Source organism: Micromonospora sp. SYSU B005, assembly GCF_055362685.1.
This window is the reverse complement of sequence record NZ_JAXCFU010000002.1, coordinates 601954-625498: the sequence shown is the minus strand read 5'-3', so window position 1 is coordinate 625498 and position 23545 is coordinate 601954. Positions and strand designations below refer to the sequence as shown.

The 23545-nt window shown below is 71.4% G+C and carries 23 protein-coding genes, 1 pseudogene and 1 riboswitch; of the genes and pseudogenes, 15 read left to right on the top strand and 9 right to left on the bottom strand.

The features are described from left to right. Positions 1-71 precede the first annotated feature (71 nt). Positions 72-800, top strand: a complete 729-nt coding sequence (locus tag SM452_RS08200; RefSeq protein WP_121684698.1) for an SDR family NAD(P)-dependent oxidoreductase — start codon at positions 72-74, stop codon at positions 798-800. A 50-nt stretch (positions 801-850) separates the two neighbouring features. Here SM452_RS08200 and SM452_RS08195 read toward each other — a convergent pair whose 3' ends face one another. Continuing rightward, positions 851-976 carry an MFS transporter small subunit gene (locus SM452_RS08195; RefSeq protein ID WP_255419521.1) on the bottom strand — a complete coding sequence of 42 codons (126 nt, stop codon included), beginning with the start codon at positions 974-976 and terminating at the stop codon, positions 851-853. After that, on the bottom strand, positions 973-2391 hold the full coding sequence (locus tag SM452_RS08190) for an OFA family MFS transporter (RefSeq protein WP_357829367.1): 1419 nt from the start codon (positions 2389-2391) through the stop codon (positions 973-975). Before SM452_RS08190 ends, SM452_RS08195 begins: the two co-directional genes overlap by 4 nt. A 179-nt stretch (positions 2392-2570) precedes the next feature. Here SM452_RS08190 and pdxY point away from each other — a divergent pair, with 179 nt between their 5' ends. The 5 genes from pdxY to SM452_RS08165 all read left to right on the top strand — a co-directional run bounded on the left by pdxY (position 2571) and on the right by SM452_RS08165 (position 7260). Then, positions 2571-3422, top strand: a complete 852-nt coding sequence (gene pdxY, locus SM452_RS08185) for a pyridoxal kinase PdxY (protein ID WP_463839628.1) — start codon at positions 2571-2573, stop codon at positions 3420-3422. Between the two features lie 99 nt (positions 3423-3521). Next, positions 3522-3986, top strand: coding sequence for a helix-turn-helix transcriptional regulator (locus SM452_RS08180; protein WP_463839627.1), 465 nt, complete (start codon positions 3522-3524; stop codon positions 3984-3986). Between the two features lie 5 nt (positions 3987-3991). Then, the gene (locus SM452_RS08175) at positions 3992-4405 is read left to right on the top strand and encodes a VOC family protein (protein ID WP_262015754.1); all 414 of its coding nucleotides are present in this window, start codon (positions 3992-3994) and stop codon (positions 4403-4405) included. A 3-nt stretch (positions 4406-4408) separates the two neighbouring features. After that, complete coding sequence (locus SM452_RS08170) at positions 4409-4858, top strand: pyridoxamine 5'-phosphate oxidase family protein (RefSeq protein ID WP_463839626.1); 450 nt, start codon at positions 4409-4411, stop codon at positions 4856-4858. A 26-nt stretch (positions 4859-4884) separates the two neighbouring features. Further along, entirely contained in the window at positions 4885-7260 is a 2376-nt protein-coding gene (locus SM452_RS08165; RefSeq protein WP_463839625.1) for an ATP-binding cassette domain-containing protein, read from the top strand. Positions 7261-7325: 65 nt separating this feature from the next. Here SM452_RS08165 and SM452_RS08160 read toward each other — a convergent pair whose 3' ends face one another. Further along, on the bottom strand, positions 7326-8342 hold the full coding sequence (locus SM452_RS08160) for an endonuclease NucS domain-containing protein (protein WP_366623546.1): 1017 nt from the start codon (positions 8340-8342) through the stop codon (positions 7326-7328). A gap of 271 nt (positions 8343-8613) precedes the next feature. Between SM452_RS08160 and SM452_RS08155 the strand changes: the two genes are divergently transcribed. From SM452_RS08155 to SM452_RS08145, 3 genes are all read left to right on the top strand, one after another. Next, positions 8614-8907, top strand: coding sequence for a hypothetical protein (locus SM452_RS08155; RefSeq protein WP_366623544.1), 294 nt, complete (start codon positions 8614-8616; stop codon positions 8905-8907). Beyond that, on the top strand, positions 8900-9520 hold the full coding sequence (locus SM452_RS08150; protein WP_463839624.1) for a PIN domain-containing protein: 621 nt from the start codon (positions 8900-8902) through the stop codon (positions 9518-9520). The genes SM452_RS08155 and SM452_RS08150 overlap by 8 nt, the downstream gene beginning before the upstream one ends. Positions 9521-10313: 793 nt before the next feature. Next, positions 10314-11297 carry a tyrosine-type recombinase/integrase gene (locus tag SM452_RS08145; RefSeq protein ID WP_463839623.1) on the top strand — a complete coding sequence of 328 codons (984 nt, stop codon included), beginning with the start codon at positions 10314-10316 and terminating at the stop codon, positions 11295-11297. On the opposite strand, the gene SM452_RS08140 is transcribed toward SM452_RS08145, so the two are convergent. After that, a complete protein-coding gene (locus tag SM452_RS08140) occupies positions 11290-12318 on the bottom strand; it encodes a beta family protein (RefSeq protein ID WP_463839622.1) in 1029 nt (342 codons plus the stop codon). The two genes, SM452_RS08145 and SM452_RS08140, sit on opposite strands and share 8 nt — an antisense overlap. Before the next feature lie 128 nt (positions 12319-12446). Here SM452_RS08140 and SM452_RS08135 point away from each other — a divergent pair, with 128 nt between their 5' ends. Further along, positions 12447-13466, top strand: coding sequence for a hypothetical protein (locus tag SM452_RS08135; protein WP_463839621.1), 1020 nt, complete (start codon positions 12447-12449; stop codon positions 13464-13466). After that, a riboswitch (ZMP/ZTP riboswitch) is annotated at positions 13465-13546 on the top strand. Its footprint overlaps the gene before it by 2 nt. Positions 13547-13559: 13 nt before the next feature. Further along, positions 13560-14426: a bifunctional 5,10-methylenetetrahydrofolate dehydrogenase/5,10-methenyltetrahydrofolate cyclohydrolase gene (locus tag SM452_RS08130; protein ID WP_463839620.1), complete on the top strand. Its 867-nt coding sequence runs from the start codon at positions 13560-13562 to the stop codon at positions 14424-14426. 3 nt (positions 14427-14429) lie between these two features. Here SM452_RS08130 and SM452_RS08125 read toward each other — a convergent pair whose 3' ends face one another. Further along, on the bottom strand, positions 14430-15209 hold the full coding sequence (locus SM452_RS08125; RefSeq protein WP_194803367.1) for an endonuclease/exonuclease/phosphatase family protein: 780 nt from the start codon (positions 15207-15209) through the stop codon (positions 14430-14432). Between the two features lie 174 nt (positions 15210-15383). On the opposite strand from SM452_RS08125, the gene SM452_RS08120 reads away from it, so the two are divergent. Continuing rightward, positions 15384-16157: a sulfite exporter TauE/SafE family protein gene (locus SM452_RS08120; protein ID WP_262015762.1), complete on the top strand. Its 774-nt coding sequence runs from the start codon at positions 15384-15386 to the stop codon at positions 16155-16157. Continuing rightward, positions 16142-16963, top strand: coding sequence for a GNAT family N-acetyltransferase (locus SM452_RS08115; protein WP_463839619.1), 822 nt, complete (start codon positions 16142-16144; stop codon positions 16961-16963). Before SM452_RS08120 ends, SM452_RS08115 begins: the two co-directional genes overlap by 16 nt. Here the strand turns inward: SM452_RS08115 and def are convergent. Then, the gene (def, locus tag SM452_RS08110) at positions 16925-17452 is read right to left on the bottom strand and encodes a peptide deformylase (RefSeq protein WP_463839618.1); all 528 of its coding nucleotides are present in this window, start codon (positions 17450-17452) and stop codon (positions 16925-16927) included. The two genes, SM452_RS08115 and def, sit on opposite strands and share 39 nt — an antisense overlap. 21 nt (positions 17453-17473) lie before the next feature. Further along, on the bottom strand, positions 17474-17971 hold the full coding sequence (locus SM452_RS08105) for a MarR family winged helix-turn-helix transcriptional regulator (protein WP_355511743.1): 498 nt from the start codon (positions 17969-17971) through the stop codon (positions 17474-17476). Positions 17972-18019: 48 nt separating this feature from the next. On the opposite strand from SM452_RS08105, the pseudogene pip reads away from it, so the two are divergent. Next, positions 18020-18971 (top strand): annotated as a pseudogene (gene pip, locus SM452_RS08100) (prolyl aminopeptidase). Between the two features lie 116 nt (positions 18972-19087). On the opposite strand, the gene SM452_RS08095 reads toward pip, so the two are convergent. Next, positions 19088-20281: a chorismate-binding protein gene (locus tag SM452_RS08095; RefSeq protein WP_463839617.1), complete on the bottom strand. Its 1194-nt coding sequence runs from the start codon at positions 20279-20281 to the stop codon at positions 19088-19090. A gap of 123 nt (positions 20282-20404) precedes the next feature. Here SM452_RS08095 and SM452_RS08090 point away from each other — a divergent pair, with 123 nt between their 5' ends. Then, the gene (locus SM452_RS08090) at positions 20405-20605 is read left to right on the top strand and encodes a DUF5999 family protein (protein ID WP_013286363.1); all 201 of its coding nucleotides are present in this window, start codon (positions 20405-20407) and stop codon (positions 20603-20605) included. A gap of 94 nt (positions 20606-20699) precedes the next feature. Here SM452_RS08090 and gcvP read toward each other — a convergent pair whose 3' ends face one another. After that, positions 20700-23522, bottom strand: coding sequence for an aminomethyl-transferring glycine dehydrogenase (gene gcvP / locus SM452_RS08085; RefSeq protein WP_463839616.1), 2823 nt, complete (start codon positions 23520-23522; stop codon positions 20700-20702). Positions 23523-23545 lie beyond the last annotated feature (23 nt).

Below are 23545 nucleotides of genomic sequence, written 5' to 3'. Positions count from 1 at the left end.
TGACAGTCCTCTCCACCCCGGATGGTCCCGCCCACGGTAACGTCGCCCCCACCGCACAGGGGAGAAGGGCATTGACCTCCGTCACCATCATCACCGGGGGAGGGCGCGGCATCGGCGCGGCCACCGCCCGCCGGCTCGCCACCGAGGGCCACGACCTGGTCATCGGCTACCGCGCCGACCACAACGCCGCCGAGGCGGTGGCCGCCGACGTGCGCGCCGCCGGCCGCCGCGCGGTCACCGTCGCCGCCGACACCACCGACCCCGAGCAGGTACGCCGGATCTTCGACGCCGCCGACCGGCTCGGCCCGCTCACCGGCCTGGTCAACAACGCCGGCGTCACCAGCCCGATCGGCCCGTTCACCGACCTGCGCGTCGACGACCTGCGCGAGGTCGTCGACGTCAACCTCATCGGGTACGTCCTGTGCGCACAGCAGGCGGCGCGGAGGCTCACCCGCGGCGGCGCCATCGTCAACGTCTCCTCCGTGGCCGCGACGCTCGGCTCACCCGGGGAGTACATCCACTACGCCGCCGTCAAGGCCGCCACCGACACCCTCACCGTCGGGCTCGCGAAGGAACTGGCGCCGCACGGCATCCGCGTCAACGCCGTCGCCCCCGGCATCATCCGCACCACGATCCACGCCCGCTCCGGCGTGCCCGACCGTCCCGACACCGCCGCCGGGCGGATCCCGATGGGCCGGGCGGGGGAACCCGAGGAGGTCGCCGGTGCGATCGCGCACCTGCTCGGCGCGGACGCCTCGTACACCACGGGCGCGGTCCTGCGCGTCGGCGGCGGTCTCTGACCTGACGGCGGCCCGGGGGTTGCCGCCCCCGGGCCGCCGCGTCGCGTCTCCTACTGGGTGAACAGCTTCGCCGCCGTGATCACGGTCTGCACCACGCCGTAGCCCAGCAGCGCCGACACCACCAGCCACGACACCACCAGGCGAACCAGCTGCCCGCCACCGCTGTGCTCGTTCACGATCCGCTCCTCTCCGTCGCCCCCGGCTGTCCCTGCTCCGTCTCGCCCCGCCCGGACGCGGGCTCGTGGTAACGCTGCGGCACCGGCCGTACCAGCAGGTTCGCCACCAGCCCCACCGCCAGCAGGCCGACCATCGTGAACAGCGCCGGCCGGTACGCCGCCGCGGTCAACGTGCCCGGCTCGCCCTGCGCGTCGAGGAACCCGTTGACGATCAGCGGCCCGGCCACGCCCGCCGCCGACCACGCGGTCAACAGCCGGCCGTGGATCGCGCCCACCTCGAACGTGCCGAACAGGTCCCGCAGGTACGCCGGAATGGTCGCGAACCCGCCACCGTAGAACGACAGGATCACGGACGCCAGCAGCACGAACAACGCCGTCGAGGTCTGCCCCACCAGCGCCAGCACCAGGTACAGCACCATGCCCACGCCCAGGTACACCACGTAGATCGGCTTGCGGCCGATCACATCCGACGTGGACGACCACACGAACCGGCCCGCCATGTTGAACAGCGACAGCAGTCCCACGAACCCGCCGGCCGCAGCCACCGACACCGCCGACGTGCCGCCCTCGCGGAAGAAGTCCTGGATCATCGGGCTGGCCTGCTCCAGGATCCCGATCCCCGCGGTCACGTTGCAGAACAGCACCACCCACAGCAGCCAGAACGACCGCGTTCTCACCGCGTTGGCCGCCGACACGTTCGCGGTGGTCACCAGCGGCTTCTCGGCCACCTGCGCCGGATCGAACCCGGCCGGGCGCCAGCCCGGCGCCGGCACCCGCACGTTGAACACCCCGAACATCATGATCACGAAGTAGCCGACGCCGAGCGTCACGAACAACCACACCAGCGCCGACCCCGACGCGGTGGAACCACTGTCGGACGGGTCGTAACCGGCGTCGTAGAACGACAGCAGCTGCCGGGACAGGGGAGAGGCCACCATCGCCCCACCGCCGAACCCCATGATCGCCAGCCCGGTCGCCAGACCCGGCCGGTCCGGGAACCACTTGATCAACGTGGAGACGGGGGAGATGTACCCGATCCCCAGACCGATCCCGCCCAGCACCCCGTACCCCAGATACAGCAGCCACAGCTGCCCGGTCGCGATGCCCAGCGCCCCGACCAGGAACCCCGCCGCCCAGAAACACGCCGAGACGAACATCGCCTTCCGCGGCCCGTTCGCCTCCACCCACGTACCGGCCACCGCGGCCGACAACCCCAGCATCACGATCGCGATGCTGAAGATCACCCCGATCGCCGTCTGCCCCGTGTCGAAATGCGCGATCAGGGAGTTCTTGTACACGCTCGTCGCGTACACCTGCCCGATGCACAGATGGATCGCCAGCGCCGCCGGAGGAATCAGCCAACGGCTGTACCCCGGCGGCGCGACGGTGTGCCGACGATCGAGTGCGGAAAGCATCGTTGCTTCCTCCGTCCAGAAGGCGAGAACACCCGCGTTCATGCCCCCACCGCACGCTGCGCCCAAACCCGCCCCGCGCCCGGCGGTCGAAACCCTGAGCCGAACGGTCACCGCCGTCCCGGCCCGTCATCACCCCACCACCAGCAGTCATCCCCGGCAGGGGATGCGACGATGACCAGGTGAAGATCCTGTCCATCCAGTCGTCGGTCGCCTACGGCCACGTCGGCAACTCCGCCGCCGTGTTCCCACTGCAACGCCTCCGACACGAGGTCTGGCCGGTCCTGACCGTGCACTTCTCCAACCACACCGGCTACGGCGCCTGGCGCGGCCCCCTGCTCGCCCCCACCGACGTCGCCGACGTCATCGCCGGCATCGCCGACCGCGGCGTACTGGGCACCGCCGACGCCGTCCTCTCCGGCTACCAGGGCGACCCCGCCGTCGGCGCCGTCATCCTCGACGCCGTCGCCCAGGTCAAGGCCGCCAACCCGGCCGCCCTCTACTGCTGCGACCCGGTCATGGGCGACGTCGGCCGCGGCATGTTCGTCCGCCCCGGCATCCCCGAATACCTCCGCGACACCGTCGTCCCCCGCGCCGACATCGTCACCCCCAACCAGTTCGAGCTGGAGTTCCTCGCCGGCCGCACCACCGACACCCTCGACGACCTGCTCGCCGCCGTCGACGCCGTCCGCGCCACCGGCCCCCGGCACGTCCTGGTCACCAGCGTCCTGCACGGCGACCTGCCCGCCGGCCACCTGGAAGTCGTCGCCGTCTCCGACGACGGCGCCTGGGCCGTCACCACCCCGCTGCTGCCGATCGCACCCAACGGCGGCGGCGACGTCACCGCCGCCCTCTACCTCGCCCACCTCGCCACCACCGGCTCACCACAGACCGCCCTGGAACGCACCACCAACTCGATCTACGCCGTACTCGAGGCCACCCTCGAAGCCGGCACCCGCGAACTGCAACTCGTCGCCACCCAGGACGCCATCGCCGACCCACCCACCCGCTTCACCGCCCGCCGGCTGCGCTGACCGACAGCGCGGGTGCACCTGCCGCCCGGGTGCACCCGGGCGGCGACTCGCCGCTCGAACAGGTGGACGACCCCACCGCCCACCAGGCAGGATGCGGACGTGCCACCGCACCCGGCAACCGACGACCCCGCGTTCGCCCAGCGCCTGCGCGACCTCACCCGGCTACGCCGCGTCCGCGACCGCATCGACCGCGAATACGCCAACCCCCTCGACGTCGAAGCCCTCGCCCGCGGCGAACACATGTCCGCCGGCCACCTCAGCCGCCAGTTCCGCCAGACCTACGGCGAATCGCCGTACGCATACCTCATGACCCGCCGCATCGAACGCGCCATGGCCCTGCTGCGCCGCGGCGACCTCAGCGTCACCGACGTCTGCTTCGCCGTCGGCTGCCAGTCCCTGGGCACCTTCAGCACCCGCTTCACCGAACTCGTCGGCGAACCACCCAGCGCCTACCGCGCCCGCCACGCCCCCGACACCGCCGAACCACCACCCTGCCTCACCAAACAAGCCACCCGACCGATCAGGAATCGAGAAGCCCGCACCGGCCGACCACCACTAGCGTGACCACCATGACGATCACCATTCACTACGCGTTCCTGCCCCACACCGACGCCGACGCCGCCATCGCCTTCTACCGCGACACCCTCGGCTTCGAACTCCGCAACGACGTCGGCCAGGGCGACACCATGCGCTGGCTCACCGTCGGCCCACCCGACCAGCCGGAGACCGGCATCGTCCTGCACCCACCGGCCGTCGACCCCGGCATCAGCGACGACGAACGCCGCACCATCCTCGAACTCATCGCCAAGGGCAGCTACGGCGCGCTCACCCTCGCCACCGACGACCTCGACGGCCTGTTCGACCGCCTCCAAGCAGGCGGCGCCGACGTCGTCCAGGAACCCACCGAACAGCCCTACGGCGTCCGCGACTGCGCCTTCCGCGACCCCACCGGCAACCTCATCCGCATCAACGAGCGGCGCTGACCCGTGACCGACGCACCCCGCACCCGCGCCCAGCGCCGCAAGGACACCACCCACCGCCTCGACCACGACGTCGACTGCTGGGTCGCCACCGCCGGCCCCGACGGCACCCCGTACCTCGTGCCCCTGTCCTTCGACTGGGACGGCCACACCCTGCTCGTCGCCACGCCGGCCGGCAGCCCCACCGGCCGTAACCTCGCCACCGGCCGCGCCCGCGTCGGCCTCGGCCCCACCCGCGACGTCACCATGATCGACGGCGACGTGGAGAGCCTCGCCATCGACGCCCTGCCCACCGACCGCGGGGACCGCTTCGCCACCCGAACCGGCTTCGACCCCCGTACCCTGACCACGCCCTACCGCTGGTACCGCATCACGCCACGCCGCATCCAGGCCTGGCGCGAAGCCGACGAGCTGCCCGGCCGCACCCTGATGCGCGACGGCAGCTGGCTCGACTGACACCCGCAACACCGGACGGAGACACCATGAGCAAGGCCACCACCGGCCTGCACCACGCCGACAGCCACGACATCATCCGCGTCCACGGCGCCCGCGAGAACAACCTGCGCAACGTCGACGTCGAGATACCCAAACGCCGCCTCACCGTCTTCACCGGCGTCTCCGGCTCCGGCAAGAGCTCACTGGTGTTCGGCACCATCGCCGCCGAGTCCCAGCGCCTCATCAACGAGACCTACAGCGCCTTCGTCCAGGGCTTCATGCCCACCCTGTCCCGCCCCGAGGTCGACATCCTCGAAGGCCTCACCACGGCCATCATCGTCGACCAGGAACGCATGGGCGCCGACCCCCGCTCCACCGTCGGCACCGCCACCGACGTCAACGCCATGCTGCGCATCCTGTTCAGCCGCCTCGGCGACCCCCACATCGGCCCACCCAACGCCTACTCCTTCAACGTCCCCTCCGTACGCGCCGCCGGCGCCATCACCGTCGACCGCGGCCCCGGCAAGACCCAGACCAAGAAGGGCACCTTCAACCGCCTCGGCGGCATGTGCCCCCGCTGCGAGGGCCGCGGCGCCGTCACCGACTTCGACCTCACCGTCCTCTACGACGAGAAGCTGTCCCTCAACGAGGGCGCCATCACCATCCCCGGCTACACCATGGACGGCTGGTACGGCCGCATCTTCCGCTCCAGCGGCCTGTTCGACCCCGACAAGCCCATCCGCGACTACACGAAGCGGGAACTGGACGACCTGCTCCACAAGGAGCCCACCAAGGTCAAGGTCGACGGCATCAACGTCACCTACACCGGCCTCATCCCGGCCATCCAGAAGTCGATGCTCGCCAAGGACGTCGACGCCATGCAGCCGCACATCCGCGCCTTCGTCGAACGCGCCGTCACGTTCACCACCTGCCCCGACTGCGACGGCACCCGGCTGGCCCCCGAAGCGCGCTCCTCGAAGATCAACGGCATCAACATCGCCGACGCCTGCGCCATGCAGATCAGCGACCTCGCCACCTGGGTACGCGACCTGCGCGAACCCTCCGTCGGCCCGCTGCTCAAGGCACTGGGGGACACCCTCGACTCGTTCGTCGAGATCGGCCTCGGCTACCTCAGCCTCGACCGGCCCGCCGGCACCCTCTCCGGCGGCGAGGCCCAGCGCACCAAGATGATCCGCCACCTCGGCTCGTCCCTCACCGACGTCACCTACGTCTTCGACGAACCCACCATCGGCCTGCACCCGCACGACATCGCCCGCATGAACAACCTCCTGCTGCAGCTACGCGACAAGGGCAACACCGTCCTGGTCGTCGAACACAAACCCGAGACCATCGCCATCGCCGACCACGTCGTCGACCTCGGTCCCGGCGCCGGCACCGCCGGCGGCACCATCTGCTACGAGGGCGCGGTCGCCGGCCTGCGCGCCAGCGACACCACCACCGGCCGCCACCTCGACGACCGCGCCACCCTCAAGGACAAGCCGCGTACGCCCACCGGCGCCCTGCCCATCCGCGGCGCCCGCACCCACAACCTGCGCGACGTCGACGTGGACATCCCCCTCGGCGTCCTGGTCGTCGTCACCGGCGTCGCCGGCTCCGGCAAGAGCAGCCTCATCCACGGCTCCCTGGCCGGACGCGAGGACGTCGTCAGCGTCGACCAGACCGCCATCCGCGGCTCCCGCCGCAGCAACCCGGCCACCTACACCGGCCTGCTCGACCCCATCCGCAAGGCCTTCGCCAAGGCCAACGGCGTCAGACCCGCCCTGTTCAGCGCCAACTCCGAAGGCGCCTGCCCGACCTGCAACGGCGCCGGCGTCATCTACACCGACCTCGGCATGATGGCCGGCGTCGCCAGCACCTGCGAGGACTGCGAAGGCAAGCGGTTCCAGCCGGCCGTCCTCGACTACCACCTCGGCGGCCGCGACATCAGCGAGGTCCTCGCCATGTCCGTCGACGAGGCCGAGACGTTCTTCAGCGAAGGCGAGGCCCGCACCCCGGCCGCCCACACCATCCTCGACCGGCTCGCCGACGTCGGCCTCGGCTACCTCACGCTCGGTCAGCCCCTCACCACCCTGTCCGGAGGGGAGCGGCAGCGGCTCAAGCTCGCCACCCGGATGGGGGACAAGGGCGGCGTGTACGTCCTGGACGAACCGACCACCGGCCTGCACCTGGCCGACGTCGCCCAGCTGCTCGGACTGCTCGACCGGCTCGTCGACGCCGGGAAGTCCGTCATCGTGATCGAGCACCACCAGGCCGTCATGGCGCACGCCGACTGGATCATCGACCTCGGCCCGGGCGCCGGTCACGACGGCGGCCGGATCGTGTACGAGGGCACCCCGGCGGACCTCGTGGCGGCCCGGTCGACGCTCACCGGCGAACACCTGGCCGACTACGTCGCTAGCTGACAGAGAGAGTCGGTAGGGCGGCGAGGCGTCAAGTGATCGCGACGTCGAGCGTTGTCAGCGTCGTGCTAAGGCAGAGGTTCGGCTAGTTGGTGAAGAGTCTGATCTTCCTCGCTGCGGTACCAGTTCTGGGCCCAGAGCTGTGCTCGTGGCGGCTGTCCGGTGGCCGCGTGGATGATGAAGCGAATGAGCTCAATCAGCCGATAGCGCTTTCCATCGACGGCCCACTCGACCGGTCCGTTGACGTCGTTATGCCACCGCACCCGGGCCCGATCCGGATCCTCGCCAAGCCATCCGCGGATCGCCTCTCGGTCCTGATCGACCAGGTCGGGGACGCTGATCATCAGCGGGGTTCCGTCCGCGATCGCTTGGTGCGCGATGAGCCGCTGCACGGCGGCGGCTTTACGCTCCCCGGATGCGCGGGAGGCGGCCTGAGTGCCGCTACTGGAACGGGGTCGGACCATGAACTCCTCGGCATCAGGGACGGGGAGCAGTTGCGCGACTGATAGCACCTTCTCACCACTGACAGTCCGGTAGAGCTGATAACGCACCAGCCGAATGTCGATACCCGCCTCATACAGGTACAGTGCCGTGTTGGTAACAGCAGGGCCGAAGTCCGACGCCATCAGGACGATCCGAGGCAGCCCGAGCGTTTCGTCCGACAGGCCCTCCGACCACTCCATCAGATCGGCGAGGGCCTGCTGGCTCGTGACAGCGGCGCCGAGGTGAGCGGCGTGTACCTCGGCAAGCAGATCGAGGGTGAACCGGCTGGCCATGGCGGCATAGTTAATGGCCTGCATGGTGATGGTGTCCGGAGCTCGGTCGCGCTTGAGTTCAATCACCACCAGTCGGCCGGTCCGGTCGAGACCAAGTACGTCCAATCGGCTCGCTGTGCTGCCGGTGGTGGAAGCCCAACGGCCGTACTCGAAGGTGACAACCTTGATGCCGTCACCGATCAACTGTGGGTGGTCGATCACCCACTGCTGAAGGTGCTTGCGTTCCAAGAGGCCGGCCTCGGCCAGGGTAATGGGCTGCGCGGGTACCGCGGTTATGCCGTCGACCGTGAACAGCAACTCTTCGGGCATGTTGCACCTCCAGGCGTTGACCGTACCGGGCAGGAGGATCGAAAGATCAGGGGAGCCGACGCGGTATTTGGCGAGTATGGTGATGCGACATGATCGCCTGCGGTGGCAGACGCGGGGCCAACAGCCGAGCTGCGGCGGTTCTGAACCGGCTGGGGCAGTACGACAAGCAGCAGCGAATGCGCCACTGACTGCGGGACCGTCGGGCGGTGATGGTCCGCGACAATGAAGGCCTCACAGGGACAACACGGGGTAGCGCGGGCCCCGTCATCCGGTGAAGGATCGCGAAGTGCTCATCAACCCGCTCCCAGGTTCAAGCCCTAAAGCCTTGCATTCCGCGCTGACCGACCTCCGTTTCGCAGTTGCCAACCAGCAGGGCAGCGGCCAGTTCACTGCCAGCGAGCGCGCGACCGCCTACCTAACCTGGATGCAGGAAGGCCGCCGTCGACTGCGGGGGCAGGTGCGGACCGGTGATCTGGAACGACTCGTACCCACCAAAAGCTACGACGTGGTGATGTCCTCGCTTTCGTCGCTCACGACGCATGTGAGCGGCGACGCGGTTGGTTAACGCTCTGATCAACCAGCAACTCTCAGAGCGGGCGGACGACTTACAGGCTGCAATCGACGATCTTCAGCAGCAGACGCAGCGGTTCGCAGGGGAGGATCTCCTAGTAGTCCTCGACACCAATGTGTTCATGCACCACCCGCAGGAGATCGAATACCTCGACGTCCACGGGTTGATCTACCGAGCCTTCGAGCCGCTCCGCGTTGTCGTCCCGATGGTCGTGGTGGACGAGCTCGACCGCCTCAAACGGACCGGAGACGGGAAGGGCCGCGCCCGGGCTCGGTACGCCGTCGCCTACATCGACCGCATATACCGCACGGGGGGCCTGATCCGGCCCGCCAACTTGTCCCACGACGAGACCGCCCGAGGCATGCTCAAGCTAGACGTCCTCTTCGACTCGCCTGGGCATGTTCGTCAGCCGCAGGCCGACGATGAAATCGTCGACCGAGCCGTCGCCCTGCAGACGCTCGCTGGCAGGCCCGTCCACCTGGTCACCTACGACACCGGGATGGCGATGCGCGCACTCAACTCTGGCCTGAAGGACATCAAGCTGGAGCAGGAGCCTGAACAGGTCGACGTGAATCCGCGACGGCCTAGGCAGCCCCGAGGGCACTGAACCGCCCGCGTGCTCATGGATATGCCGGCCGGGGGGAGAGAGAAGCAGCCTACTGGCCGGTCGGCGCACAACTATGGCACCGGGCTCGTCCGGATCCAGATCGCGGAAGGATCGTGCCGGAGGCCGAGCTAGGCAGTTCGTCGAGAGGTCAGGAACAGTTGACCCGCTGAGTGTGCAGGAAGAGCGCGAGCCCGACCTTGCGTGGGACAGCTCCATGACTGCAGCAGTAACGCTCGGCACCAACTTTGCTGATCAACAGCTACTCGACAGCGATTCGATAATGCACATTATGTCAAGTGAAGCTGAGGCGGGAGCTCCCCGAGCGCCCGCGCGAGGCAGGTGACCGCCTTTGCGGGCCTTCGGGGGCGCCGGAGTGCACGCAGTCACCCCCTGTCGTGCCGCCGGGCCGCGTGCTCAACCTGGCGCGCGTTGGCAGCGGCAGCGAGCTCGCCGCGAGCCGGCTCACGCCTCCAGACACGATGTCGCCGCCGTTGCGTCCAGGCACCGATCATCGGGCCGGCCCATCCACCGGCCGACCCGAGCGTCCCCCGCCGAATCCCACCTCACTCCACCCGCCGTCCGCCGATCATGAAGCTAGCGGCGACACATCAGACAGCACTTCCGGTCAACCTCATGATTGCTGGCGCGGCCGCCAGTTCGCCGATGTGGCTGCATCGGAGCACTGGGGTTACCGCCATCTCGGCGAGAGGGAGTTGATCATGGCGTTGGTCGCCCCCCGCTCCCCTGATATGGACTCCTGGCGGGAACGCGAGAATCATGCATAATATCCCTTATGCATGACAAACCGGACGAAACGGTAGGCGCTCTGATCGAGGAGTTCCTGACCGCCCGGGCCACCCGTAAGCCCTCCCCCCACACCCTGGCCGCGTACCGGCGGGATCTGACCACGGTGGCCGAGCTCGTCGCCGCCGATGGTGACGCCTCTCCCCTGCACCTGTCCGTCAGCGCCCTCTCCCCCAAGGTGATGCGCGCGGCGTTCGCGCGGTTCGCCGCTCCCCGGGCCGCCGCGTCGGTCCATCGTGCCTGGTCGACGTGGAACAGCTTCTTCACGTTCCTGGTCGCCGAGGGTGTCGTACCGGGCAATCCGATGCCGGCGGTGGGGCGGCCCCGCACTCCGCTCCCCCGGCCCAAGCCACTGCGGGGCGAGGACACCCCGGAGGAACTGCTGGCGGCGGTGGCCCGGGCGGAGGGCCGGCAGCGTGACCCGTGGCCGGAGCGCGACCTGGCGGTGCTGGCGCTGGCGTTGTGCGCGGGGTTGCGGCTGTCGGAGCTGCTGGCGCTGCGGGTGTCGTCGGTGGCCGGGCGCGACGGTGAGCGGCGGGTGGACGTGACGGGTAAGGGCGGACGGCCACGTACGGTGCCGATCGAGGACGCCGTGGACCGGGTGCTTGCGGGTTATCTGGACAGCCGGCGGCTCCGGTTCGGGTCGCGCAGCGTGCGGCCGGATTCGCCGTTCCTGGTGGACCGCCGGGGTGAGGCGTTGCTTCGGGGTGGGCTGCAGTATCTGGTGGAGTCGTGTTACCGGCGGGCGGGCATCGGTGACCGGGTGCCGCGGGGTGCGCGGTTGCACGCGTTGCGGCACACGTTCGCGACGCGGCTGGCGGAGGACGGGGCGAGCGCGGCGGAGATCATGCGGTTGCTGGGGCACGCGTCGTTGGCGTCGTCGCAGACGTACATCGAGGTGACGGCGGGTCAGCAGCGGGCGGCGGTGGCGGCGAACCGTACCAACCGGGCGTTGTCGGGGTTGGTCAAGTGATAGCTGCCAGGCCGAGCTGGTCGGCGACGTACGACAGGTGGTGTGACGTTGCCCAGGCGATCCATTGGGTGGCGGTGCCGGGGCCGGCGTGGCGGGCGGCGCGCAGGGCGATCTGTTCGTCGCCCCAGGAGAAGTGACGCCCGGTGGGCGGCCAGTGGTCGGCGGATACGAGGGCCCGGCAGATGTCGTAGATGCCGGTGTTGCCGCTGTCCATGCCGTCGTTGTGCGCACGGTAGGTCCACCAGGCGTCCTGGTGGGTATAGCGGATGTTGGGTGCTGGCCCTCGGCGTCCCGAGCCGGTGCCGGGGTGAGTGACGCCGTAGTCGGCGAACTGGATGTCATGGTCCTTGAGCCGCTGCCAGAGGTCGAAGTCCCGCCTGCGGAGCGGGATGGCGGTGCCGGCTGGTACGTGGGAGATCGTGGCGGGCATCGCTCCGGCGGCGACGACGACCGCCTTCCAGGGGTGGCGTCCGGCCCACACGAGGTGTTTGCGAACGAGGGGCTCGGCTGTCGTGAGGTGCCGGTCGGATGCCACCTCGGCGACGTCGATGACGAGGGTGCAGTTCTCAGGTCGCAGTTCGGTGGCGGATAGGACGTGGCGCAGTCGTGCGTCGGTTTCGGCGTCGTCCGGTTCGGTGTGGTGGGCGGCGAGCCGGAGAACGCCACCGTAGGGCGCGGCGGCGTAACGGACGTCGGCCAGTTGTGCGGGGGTGTCGTTCAGGTGGGCGACGGGCAGCGCGGGGATCCCCCACGGGTGCAGGTCGTCGGCGATGTCGCGGAGTGGCCGGCGGGTGCCGGTGGTGGGCTCGGGGAGGTGGCGCACGTCGACGGCGATGGCCATGTCACGCGGGATGCTGTTCTGTGCGCGTTGATTGAAGGTGCATGCGTCGGTGATCGGACCGTGTTTGGAGGGTGGCAGGTCGAAGATCGGGAGGATGTGTGGTGCGAGTTCGTCGGGGACGTGGCTGACGGCTTGGAGCTCGGCTTGGCGTCCTTTGAGGATCGGGTGGTAGCCCGTCATTCGCATCGCCCCACACGATTTCGACGGCAGTCACTTACGTCGATATTCCACGTTCTGTGCCCAAACGACAACCGTACGTATCCAGAATGGGTCTGTCGGTGCGCTGCCGGGCTGGCAGGATCGGGCGGATGCGAATGGGTGCGGCGCGTGCGGTGGCGGTCGGGTGGGTGCGGGAGCGGATGCGTGCGGATCCGTCGATCGAGGGGGCGTTGTTCAGCGGGTCGACTGTGGGGTTGCCGGACGACGCGGTGCTGCCGGTGTGGTCGGACGTGGACGTGTTGCTGGTGCGCCGGGAGCCCGGTGTGAAGGTGGGCAAGTTTCTGCACCGGGGGGTGTTGCTTGAGGTCAGCACTGTCACGTGGGCGGAGTTGGGCGGCCCGGAGGATGTGCTGGGGTCGTGGGTGTTCGCGCCGATGTTCCGTACCGATGGGGTGATCGCGGATCCGTCGGTACGGCTGGCGGCGGTACGGGAGCGGGTGGCGGCGGGGTTCGCGGATCCGGTGTGGGTGCGGGCGCGGTGCGCCGGGGTGCGGCGGCGCATCGAGGCTGGTTTGCGGGCGGTCGACGCCGCACCGTCGACCGCGGAGCAGGTGCTGGCGTGGGTGTTTCCGACGTCGTTGCTGGCGGTGTGGCCGGCGGTGGCGGGGCTGGCGGATCCGACGGTGCGGCGGCGGTATGTGCGGGCGGAGCGGGTGTTGTCGCGGTTCGGGTTCGCGGATCGGTACGCGGGCCTGCTGGACACGCTCGACGGCGGCGGTGTGGGTGTGGACGCGGCGCGGGTGCGGGAGCATCTGGCCGGGTTGGCGGTGGTGTTCGACGAGGCGTCGCGGTTGCCGCGGGAGGGGTTCGCGTTCGGGGCGGATCTGGGTGCGGCGGGGCGTCCGGTGGTGTTCGACGGTGCGGCTGAGCTGATCGAGGCGGGGCGGCATCGGGAGGCGATGTTCTGGGTGCTGGTGACGTACGCGCGGTGTCATGTGGTTCTGGGTGCGGTGGCGCCGGAGCGGGAGCGGGCGTTCGGGGCGGTGCTGGCGGATCTGATGGTGGCGTCGGCGGCGGATCGGCGGCGGCGGGCGGACGGTCTGCTGGCGGCGTTGCCGGGGTGGCAGGCGGTGGTGGATGCGGTGGCGGCGGAGGCTGTGGCAGGCTGAGGGGGAACGCGACTGGCGGCACGGGGATGGGTGAACCATCGGGGAGCTCGTCGTGGGGGTCGACCGCCTGGGCCTCCGCGGGCGAGGTGTCGTATGTCTTCTGCGCGGTTGCTGCCGGGTGCCCCGGTGGCGGAGCGGGTGTTGTCGGAGGTCGCCGCGTCGGTGGCGGAGCTGCGTGCGGCGGGGGTGACGCCGGCGCTGGCGACGGTGCTGGTGGGTGACGACGACGCGAGCGCGGGTTATATCCGGATCAAGCAACGCCAGGCGGCCGACCTGGGTTTCGTGTCGCCGCACGTGCATCTGCCGGCGTCGGCGTCGCAGGTGGATCTGCACGCGGTGCTGGCGGATTTCAACTCGGACGCCACGGTGCACGGGGTGCTGGTGCAGTATCCGATTCCGGGTCATCTGGACTACGACCGGGCGTTGGCGGAGCTGGATCCGGACAAGGACGTGGACGGGATGCATCCGGTGAACATGGGCCGGCTGGCGTTGGGGTTGCCGGGTCCGTTGCCGTGTACGCCGGCGGGGATCGAGGCGTTGCTGGCGTTCCACGGTGTGCCGGTGGCGGGCCGGGAGGTGGTGATCCTGGGCCGGGGTGCGACGTTGGGGCGGCCGCTTGCGATGTTGCTGGCGCAGAAGCGGCCGACGGCGAACGCGGCGGTGACTGTGGTGCACACGGGTGTGGCGGACTGGCCGCGGTACACGCGGCGGGCGGAGATCCTGATCGCGGCGGCGGGGGTGCCGGGGATCGTGCAGCCGGAGCATGTGCGGCCGGGCGCGGTGGTGGTCGGTGGTGGGGTGCGGTACGAGGGACGGCGGTTGCTGCCGGACGTGGACGAGTCGTGTGCCGAGGTGGCGGGTGCGATCACGCCGCGTGTGGGCGGGGTGGGTCCGACGACGGTGGCGATGTTGTTCCGTAACGCGGTGGACGCGGCGCGGCGGCAGAGTGGGCTGGGTTGAGCGTCAGCCGAGGTCGACGACGAGGGGCCGGTGATCGGAGATGGTGGCCAGCGGTGTGTGGACGGCGGTGACGGGCGGGAGCCGGTCGAGGCCGTGGCGGTCGGCGAGGATGTGGTCGAGTTGGACGCGGGGTTGCCCGGCCGGGTAGGTGGGGCGCCTCGCGAGGGGCCGCCAGCGGGTGAGTGCGGCGGCGGGTCCGGCGGGCAGGTTGAGGTCGCCGAGCAGGACCCGGGGTGCGGGCAGGGTGCGCAGGACGCGGACGACGCGGCGTAGTTGCCAGACGTTCCAGCCGGGGACGAAGGACAGGTGGGTGGCGGCGACGGTGAGGGGGCCGTGGGGGGTGTCGAGGACGGCGGCGAGCACGACGCGGGGTTCGTCGCGGAGCAGGACGAGTCCGCCGCCGGGGCCGGGTGCGTAGATGGGTGAGCGCACGGGTGCGGCGCGCAGGCGGGTGACCTGCCAGGAGCGGACGGGGTGGCGGCTGATCAGGCCGATGCCGTAGAGGGGTTCGCCGTGGCCGTCGTCGTCGTGGGTGAGGGGGCGGAACTGTTCTCCGGGGGTGCCGACGACGGCGGCGGCGAAGCGGTGGTGGTCGGCGTGCAGGGCGCGGGCGGCCACGGCGGTGAGGTCGAGTTTGCCGCTGCGGGTCTGGTCGCGGTCGACTTCCTGGAGGGCGAGGACGTCGGCGTCGAGGTCGGTGACGGCGGCGGTGAGCCGGTCGGGGTCGACGAGCCCGTCGGTGAGGGATCGGCCGTGCAGCAGGTTGAAGGTGGCCAGGCGCACCTGGACACCCTACGTCGTCGTGGGAGTCTTGCCGGGTGCTGAAGCTGTTGTGCTGTTCGATGCTGGTGTTCGTGGCGGTGGGGTCGGTCGGGGTGTGGTTGCGGCGTCGCCGGGGGCGGTGAGGCTGGCCACAGGTGGCGTTGTCGCTGGTGGTGGCGTGGGCAGAATGCGGCGGTGGATGCCCTGTCGTTGACGACGTTGCTGACTGCTGCCCTTCTGGCCGGGTGGGTGGACGCGGTGGTGGGTGGCGGTGGTCTGTTGTTGTTGCCGGCGTTGCTGGTGGCGGCGCCGGGTGTGCCGGTGGCGACGGCGTTGGGCACGAACAAGCTGGCGGCGATCTTCGGTACGTCGACGGCGGCGGTGACGTACGCGCGGCGGACGAAGCTGGACTGGGCGGTGGCGGGTCCGGCGGCCGGGTTGGCGGTGCTGACGGCGGGGCTGGGTGCGGCGTTGGCGGGTGCGGTGCCGGGCAGCGCGTACCGGCCGGTGGTGCTCGTGGTGCTGGTGGCGGTGGCGGTGTTCGTGCTGGCGCGGCCGTCGCTGGGTGTGGTGGCGTCGCCGCGGCGGCGGACCCCTCGGCGGGTGGTGGTGGCGGTGGCGGTGGCCGGTCTGGGCATCGCCCTGTACGACGGGTTGATCGGGCCGGGTACGGGGACGTTCCTGGTGTTGGCGTTCACGGCGATTCTGGGTTCGGACTTCGTGCACGCCTCGGCGATGGCGAAGGTGGTCAACGCGGGCACGAATCTGGGTGCGCTCGTGGTGTTCGGGTTGACCGGGCACGTGTGGTGGGCGTTGGGTGCGGCGATGGCGGTGTGCAACGTGGTGGGGGCGGCGGTGGGCGCGCGGATGGCGTTGCGGCGGGGCGCCGGGTTCGTGCGGGTGGTGCTGCTGGTGGTGGTGCTGGCGCTGGTGGCCCGGCTGGGTTACGACCAGTGGATGGCGGGCTGATCGCGGTGGCGGTGCGGGCGGAGCACGACCGGGCGGTGCTGGCGGGTCTGCTGGGCCGGGATCCGGTGTTGCACGCGTACCAGTTGGGTGATCTGGACGACTTCTTCTGGCCGTACACGTCGTGGTTCCGGCGTGGCGACCAGGTGGTGTTGCTGTATCACGGGGTGGAGCTGCCGACGTTGCTGGCGTTCGCGGCGCCGGATCGGGTGCCGGACTTGGCGGGGTTGCTGGCGGAGGCGGCGCCGGTGTTGCCGGCGCGGATGTGGGCGCACCTGTCCCCCGGTCTGGAGGCGGCGGTGGGCCGCTGGTTCGTGGTGTCGGAGGCGGCGGCGCATCACCGGATGGCGTTGACGGATCCGGGGCGGCTGGCGGCGGTGCGGGCGGTGGGTGAGCCGTTGGGGCCGGCGGACGCGGCGGAGCTGGCCGGGTTGTACGCGGTGGCGTATCCGGGGAACTGGTTCGATCCGCGGATGCTGGACACGGGCCAGTACGTGGGGGTGCGGGAGCGTGGCCGGCTGGTGGCGGTGGCGGGGGTGCACGTGTTCTCGCCGCGCTGGCGGGTCGCGGCGCTGGGGAATGTGACGACGCATCCGGACGTGCGGGGTCGTGGTCTGGGTGCGGGTGTGGTGGCGGCGTTGTGCGCCCGGCTGCGCGCGTCGGTGGATCACGTGACGTTGAACGTGCGGGCGGACAACGCGGCGGCGGTGCGGCTGTACGAGCGGCTGGGGTTCTCCCGGGTGGCCGGGTTCACCGAGTGCGCGTTGACGTCAGCGGCTGCGACTGCGGCTGCGGCTGCGGCTGGGTGAGTCGAACCGGCCGGCGCGGATCTCGCGCAGGGCGCGGCGGCGGGTGTCGCCGCGCAGGGTGTCGACGTAGAGGCGTCCGCGCAGGTGGTCGGTCTCGTGTTGCAGGGCGCGGGCGAGGAAGCCGCTGCCGGTGACGGTGAGCGGTTCGCCGTGCTGGTCGTAGCCGTGGGCGGTGGCGTGCAGCGCGCGGGGGGTCGGGAAGTACAGGCCGGGGATGGACAGGCAGCCCTCCTCGTCGTCCTGGAGTTCGTCGGACAGCTCCAGCGTGGGGTTGATCATGTGGCCGCGGTGGCCGTCGGCGTCGTAGACGAACACCTGGGCGTTGACGCCGATCTGGGGTGCGGCGACGCCGGCGCGGCCGGGTGCGCCGAGCAGCGTGTCCATCAGGTCGGTGACGAGGGCGCGCAGTTCGGCGTCGAAGCTGGTGACGGGTTCGCTGGGGGTGCGCAGCACGGGGTCGCCGATGATCCGGATCGGGCGCATAGTCATGCCCGGAAGGCTATCCGTTGCTTACCGGTCCCGGGTGTCCGGCGGGGTGTCGAGGAGCCCGGTGTCGGCGATGCGGTCGCGCAGGGGGCGGCGGCGCAGGGCGTCGAGGACGGCGTACAGCTCGTCGGCCAGGGGCACCGGCAGTTCGGTGTCGAGGTGGCGCACGGCGGCGGTGGTGGCGGCCCATTCGGCTTCGACGGCGGGCAGCAGCGCGCGGGCGCGGTCGGTGAGGGTGACGATGCGGTGGCGGGCGTCGGCGCCGGGACGCAGGTCGACGAGGCCGGCGCGGCGCATCTGGGCGACGGTCTGGCTGGCGGCGGAGTGGGTGACGCCGACGCGGGTGGCGAGGTCGCGGATGGGCAGCGGGCCGTCGGCGACGAGCGCGCGCACGACTGGTGAGTAGCGGGGCCGGTAGTCGGTGAGGCCGAGCCGCTGGTGGACGGCGGCGACGTCGCCGTCGAGGACGTCCAGGACGTGGCGCAGCAGGGTGCCGAGGGCGTCGCGGTCGGGGGCGGTCACATCCACTAATGTAACAGTGCTGTTGTATCTGTTCCGGGGAGGCCACTGATGTATCCACCGATCGAGCCTTACGCCCACGGCATGCTGGATGCCGGGGACGGGCAGCGCGTGTACTGGGAGACGTGCGGCAATCCGGCCGGCCGGCCGGCCGGCGCTGGTGGTGCACGGCGGGCCGGGTTCGGGCGCGGGCACGTCCTGGCGGCGGCTGTTCGACCCGGCCGCGTACCGGATCGTGCTGTTCGACCAGCGTGGCTGCGGGCGCAGCACTCCCCCGGCGTCGGATCCGGCCACCGACCTGTCGGTGAACACCACGGCGCATCTGCTGGCCGACATGGAGGTGCTGCGCGCGCACCTGGGGATCGACAGGTGGCTGCTGTGCGGCGCGTCGTGGGGGTCGTCCCTCGCCCTGGCGTACGCGCAGCGGCACCCGGGTCGGGTGAGCGCGCTGGTGTTGTTCAGCGTGGTCGCCAACACGAACCGGGAGATCGAGTGGGTGACGCGGGACATGGGGCGGGTGTTCCCGCAGGAGTGGGCGCGGTTCCGTGACGGGGTGCCGGAGGCCGACCGTGACGGTGACCTGTCGGCGGCGTACGCGCGGCTGGTCGACGACCCGGACCCGGCGGTGCGGGACAAGGCGGCGCGGGACTGGTGCGACTGGGAGGACGTGCACGTGTCCCTCGCCGGCGGCTACGCGCCGAGCCCCCGGTACGCCGATCCGGTGTTCCGGTACGGGTTCACCCGGCTGGTGACCCACTACTTCGCCAACCGGGGTTTCCTGCCCGACGGGCAGCTGCTGCGCGACGCGGGCCGGCTGGCCGGCATCCCGGGGGTGCTGGTTCAGGGCCGGCTGGACGTCAGCGGCCCGCCGGACATCGCCTGGCAGCTGACCCGGGACTGGCCTGACGCTCGGCTGGAGATCGTGGAGTCCGGCGGCCACGGCGGCGGGCACGGCATCAGCGAGCGGGTCGTCGCCGCCCTCGACGAGTTCGCCGCCGGCTGAGCCGCCGCACGGCCGCCACCGCCCGCGTGGCCCGAGCCGCCGCGCACGGCCGCTACCGGCCCGCGGAGCCGCCGCGACAAGCCAGGCCGCCGCGAGAAGGCCGGGCCGCCGGCCCGTCAGCCGGCGAGCAGGGCGCGGATCGGGGCGGCCTTGGCGGCGGCCTCGGCGACCTCGGCGGCGGGGTCGCTGTCCCAGGTGATGCCTCCCCCGGCCCACAGGTGCAGCAGGTCCCCGTCGGCGGCGGCGGTGCGGATGGTCAGGCCCAGGTCGAGGCGGTCGGTGCCGACCCAGCCGAGCGCGCCCATGCTCGCGCCGCGCCCGACCGGCTCCAGCGCGCCGACCTGCGCCAGGGCGGCGTGTTTGGGCGCGCCGGTGACCGACCCGCCGGGGCACACCGCGCGCAGCAGGTCGGCCAGGCCGAGCCCGTCGGCGGGCGCCGCCGACACCGTCGACTCCGCCTGCCACAGGTCACACCAGCGGCGTACGGCGAACAGCTCGTCGACGCGCACCGACCCGGTGCGGGCGACCCGGGCCAGGTCGTTGCGTTCCAGGTCGACGATCATGACGTGTTCGGCGCGTTCCTTGGCCGAGGCGAGCAGGTCGCGGCGGCCGGCTGCGGTGGCCGGGCGGGTGCCCTTGATCGGGCGGGTGACCAGCCGGCCGTGTTCGACGGCGATGAGGGTCTCCGGGGAGGCGCAGCCGAGCGCCCAGCCGGGGCCGTGCAGGGTGCCGCCGTAGCGGGCGCCGGGTAGCGCGGCGAGGCGGGCCAGCGCGGGGCGCGGGTCGCCGGTGTAGCCGGCGGCGGCGTGGCCGACGATGTTGACCTGGTAGACGTCGCCGCGGGCGATGGCCTCGCGGACCGCGCCGACGGCGGCGGCGTGCGCAGCAGGGGTCCAGCTGTCCCGCCAGCCTCCGAGCCGCCACGGCGCGGGGGCCGGCGGCCGGGGTGCGGCCGGGCGGTCGGTGTGGTGGTAGACGACCACGACCAGGTCGGGCAGCGCCGGCGCGGGGCTGGGCGCGCCGGGCGACACGCCGATGGCGTACGCGCCGGCGGCGGCGGACAGGTACAGCGCGGCGCCGCACACTCCGGCGCCGGGGTCGTGCCGGCCGGGCCGGGTGAGGTCGCCGCGGTCGACGCCGTGTGCGGCGAGGAAGCGTTGTGCCAGGTCGGCGGGGTCGCCGCCGTCGCCGATCGACCAGTGCAGCCGGGCGGTCTCGACGAGCCGGCGGCGGCATCCGGGTGGGGCGCCGGGGGTATCGACCTCCACCTGTGGGAGCGCTTCCACGACGTCCGGGCCGTTACGGGTCATCCGTTCAGCCCATTCTGGGTGAACATGACGCATCCTTGCTCGTTGCCGCTCAGTTTTCCTTGGTACTGTGCGTCACTGGTCATGTGAACCATGACACAGTGCCCCCACAGTCCGGAGAACCCGATGTGTCAGCACCAGCCCACCTGCCCCTCCGCCGACGCGACCGACCGAGAGGCCGCCCGCGTCCTCGCCTGCTTCCCTGAGCAGGGCTGGAGCCTGCTCTGCAACGGTGTCATCGTCTTCGAGGACACCGGTGAGCTGCTCCCCGACGGGCGCACCATCGCCCCGCACCGGGGTCCGGCCCGCCACGCCCTCGTCGCCTGAGCGATCACGCAGCGTCAGTGAGCGTACGCGCCGGTCACGACCGTCCGGCGCACCGGCCGGGGCGGCGAGAGCCCACCGCCCCGGCGTCAGCCGCTCAGTCCTCGAACGCCTCCGGCGCGGGACACGAGCAGACCAGGTTCCGGTCGCCGTACGCGCCGTCGATGCGCCGCACCGGAGGCCAGTACCGGCCCGCCCGGTCCACACCCGCCGGGTAGGCGCCCACCGACCGCGGGTACGGGTGCGGCCACTCGTCGGCCGACACCATCGCCGCGGTGTGCGGCGCGTTTGACAGCGGGTTGTCCCCCGCCGGCCACTCCCCCGAGCCGACCTTGTCGATCTCCGCCCGGATCGCGATCATCGCGTCGCAGAAGCGGTCCAGCTCGGCCAGGTCCTCGCTCTCGGTCGGCTCCACCATCAGCGTCCCGGCCACCGGGAACGACATCGTCGGCGCGTGGAAGCCGTAGTCGATCAGCCGCTTCGCCACGTCGTCGACGCTCACGCCGGTGGCCTTGGTCAGCGGACGCAGGTCCAGGATGCACTCGTGCGCGACCAGGCCCTTGTTGCCGGCGTACAGCACCGGGAAGTGGTTGCGCAGCCGCGCCGCCACGTAGTTCGCCGCCAGGACCGCCACGCCGGTGGCGCGGGCCAGCCCGTCGGCGCCCATCATCCGCAGGTACGCCCACGGGATCGGCAGGATCCCCGCCGACCCGTGGTTGGCCGCCGAGATCGCCGGCCGCCCGTCGGCGCGCGCACCGAGCGGGTCACCGGGCAGGAACGGCGCCAGGTGCGAACGCACCGCCACCGGCCCGACGCCGGGTCCGCCGCCGCCGTGCGGGATGCAGAACGTCTTGTGCAGGTTCAGGTGCGACACGTCCGCCCCGAACCGGCCCGGCTTGGCGAATCCGACAAGCGCGTTGAGGTTCGCGCCGTCGACGTACACCTGACCGCCCGCGTCGTGGACCTTCGCGCACAGCTGGGCGATGCCGGTCTCGTACACGCCGTGCGTCGACGGATACGTCACCATGATCGCGGCGAGCGCGTCCCGGTGCTTGTCGATCTTCGCGTCGAGGTCGACCAGGTCGACGTTGCCGTCGGCGTCGCAGCCGACCACCACCACGCGCATGCCGGCCATGACGGCGGACGCGGCGTTGGTGCCGTGCGCCGACGACGGGATCAGGCACACGTCGCGGTGGCCCTCGCCGCGCTCCCGGTGGTAGCCGCGGATCGCCAGCAGCCCGGCCAGCTCACCCTGCGATCCGGCGTTGGGCTGCACGCTGACCGCGTCGTAGCCGGTGACCTCGGCCAGCCAGCCCTCCAGCTGGGTGATCAGCTCCCGGTACCCGGCGGTCTGCGCGTCCGGCGCGAACGGGTGCAGGTGCGCGAACTCCGGCCAGGTGATCGGTTCCATCTCGGTGGTGGCGTTGAGCTTCATCGTGCACGACCCCAGCGGGATCATGCCGCGGTCCAGCGCGTAGTCGAAGTCGGCCAGGCGGCGCAGGTAGCGCAGCATCGCCGTCTCCGAGTGGTGGCTGTGGAACACCGGGTGGGTGAGGAACTCCGACGTGCGGGCCAGCCCGTCCGGCAGGGCCGCGTCCACCTCCCCGTCGAACCCGTCGACCCCGAACGCCGCCCACACCGCCTGCAGGTGCGCGGGCGTGGTGGTCTCGTCGCAGGAGATGCCGACCCGGTCGGCGTCGACCAGCCGCAGGTTCACGTTGCGCTCGGCGGCGGCGGCGACCACCTCGGCGGCGCGGCCCGGCACGGTCGCGGTGACGGTGTCGAAGAACGCGACGTCCGCGACCCGCACGCCCCCGGCGCGCAGCCCGGCCGCGAGCCGCGCCGCCGCCTCGTGGGTACGCCGGGCGATGGCGCGCAGCCCGTCGGGGCCGTGGTAGACGGCGTACATGCCGGCCATCACCGCGAGGAGCACCTGGGCGGTGCAGATGTTGCTTGTCGCCTTCTCCCGGCGGATGTGCTGCTCGCGGGTCTGCAACGCCAGCCGGTACGCCGGGTTGCCGTCGGCGTCGCGCGACACCCCGACGAGGCGGCCCGGCAGCATCCGCTCCAGGCCCGAACGCACCGCCAGGTAACCGGCGTGCGGACCGCCGAAGCCCATCGGTACGCCGAAGCGCTGGGTGGTGCCGGCGGCGATGTCGGCACCGATCTCGCCCGGCGGGCGCAGCAGCGTCAACGCCAGCAGGTCCGCCGCCACGGTCACCAGCGCGCCCACGCCGTGCGCCGCGTCGACCAGCGCCCGGTGGTCGCGGACCGTCCCGGACGCGCCCGGGTACTGCAGGTGCAGGCCGAAGAACTCCGCCGGCAGGTCGTCGCGCTCGACGTCGACCACGCGCACCTCGATGCCGAGCGGCTCGGCGCGGCTGGCGATCACCGCGACGGTCTGCGGCAGCGCGTCGGCGTCGACCACGTACACCGGGCTCTTGCTCTTGGACGCGCGGCGGGCGAGCGTCATCGCCTCGGCCGCGGCGGTGCCCTCGTCGAGCATCGAGGCGTTCGAGGTGGCCAGAGCGGTCAGGTCGGTGACCATGGTCTGGAAGTTCAGCAGCGCCTCCAGCCGGCCCTGGCTGATCTCCGGCTGGTACGGCGTGTACGCGGTGTACCAGGCCGGGTTCTCCAGCACGTTGCGGCGGATCACCGCCGGGGTGTGCGTGCCGTGGTAGCCCAGGCCGATCATGGACACGGCGACGGTGTTGCGCGACGCGAGGGCACGCAGCTCGGCGATCGCCTCCCGCTCGCCGGCCGGGGCCGGCAGATCGAGGGTGCCGTGCCAGCGGATCACCTCGGGGATCGCCGCGTCCATCAGCTCGTCGACGGAGCCGTAACCGACGGTCTCCAGCATCCGGCGCTCGTCGTCGCGGCCGGGGCCGATGTGCCGGTCGGCGAACTGCTCTGCGGTCATGCGCTGCGCTCCTTGGTGGGGCG

Bases quoted from the DNA above. Each gene is read 5' to 3' on its own strand.
- SM452_RS08190 (WP_357829367.1), bottom strand. From the start codon at position 2,391: ATGCTTTCCGCACTCGATCGTCGGCACACCGTCGCGCCGCCGGGGTAC.
- SM452_RS08175 (WP_262015754.1), top strand. From the start codon at position 3,992: ATGACGATCACCATTCACTACGCGTTCCTGCCCCACACCGACGCCGAC.
- SM452_RS08165 (WP_463839625.1), top strand. From the start codon at position 4,885: ATGAGCAAGGCCACCACCGGCCTGCACCACGCCGACAGCCACGACATC.
- SM452_RS08160 (WP_366623546.1), bottom strand. From the start codon at position 8,342: ATGCCCGAAGAGTTGCTGTTCACGGTCGACGGCATAACCGCGGTACCC.
- SM452_RS08145 (WP_463839623.1), top strand. From the start codon at position 10,314: ATGCATGACAAACCGGACGAAACGGTAGGCGCTCTGATCGAGGAGTTC.
- SM452_RS08140 (WP_463839622.1), bottom strand. From the start codon at position 12,318: ATGACGGGCTACCACCCGATCCTCAAAGGACGCCAAGCCGAGCTCCAA.
- SM452_RS08135 (WP_463839621.1), top strand. From the start codon at position 12,447: ATGCGAATGGGTGCGGCGCGTGCGGTGGCGGTCGGGTGGGTGCGGGAG.
- SM452_RS08130 (WP_463839620.1), top strand. From the start codon at position 13,560: ATGTCTTCTGCGCGGTTGCTGCCGGGTGCCCCGGTGGCGGAGCGGGTG.
- def (WP_463839618.1), bottom strand. From the start codon at position 17,452: ATGACTATGCGCCCGATCCGGATCATCGGCGACCCCGTGCTGCGCACC.
- SM452_RS08095 (WP_463839617.1), bottom strand. From the start codon at position 20,281: ATGACCCGTAACGGCCCGGACGTCGTGGAAGCGCTCCCACAGGTGGAG.
- SM452_RS08090 (WP_013286363.1), top strand. From the start codon at position 20,405: ATGTGTCAGCACCAGCCCACCTGCCCCTCCGCCGACGCGACCGACCGA.
- gcvP (WP_463839616.1), bottom strand. From the start codon at position 23,522: ATGACCGCAGAGCAGTTCGCCGACCGGCACATCGGCCCCGGCCGCGAC.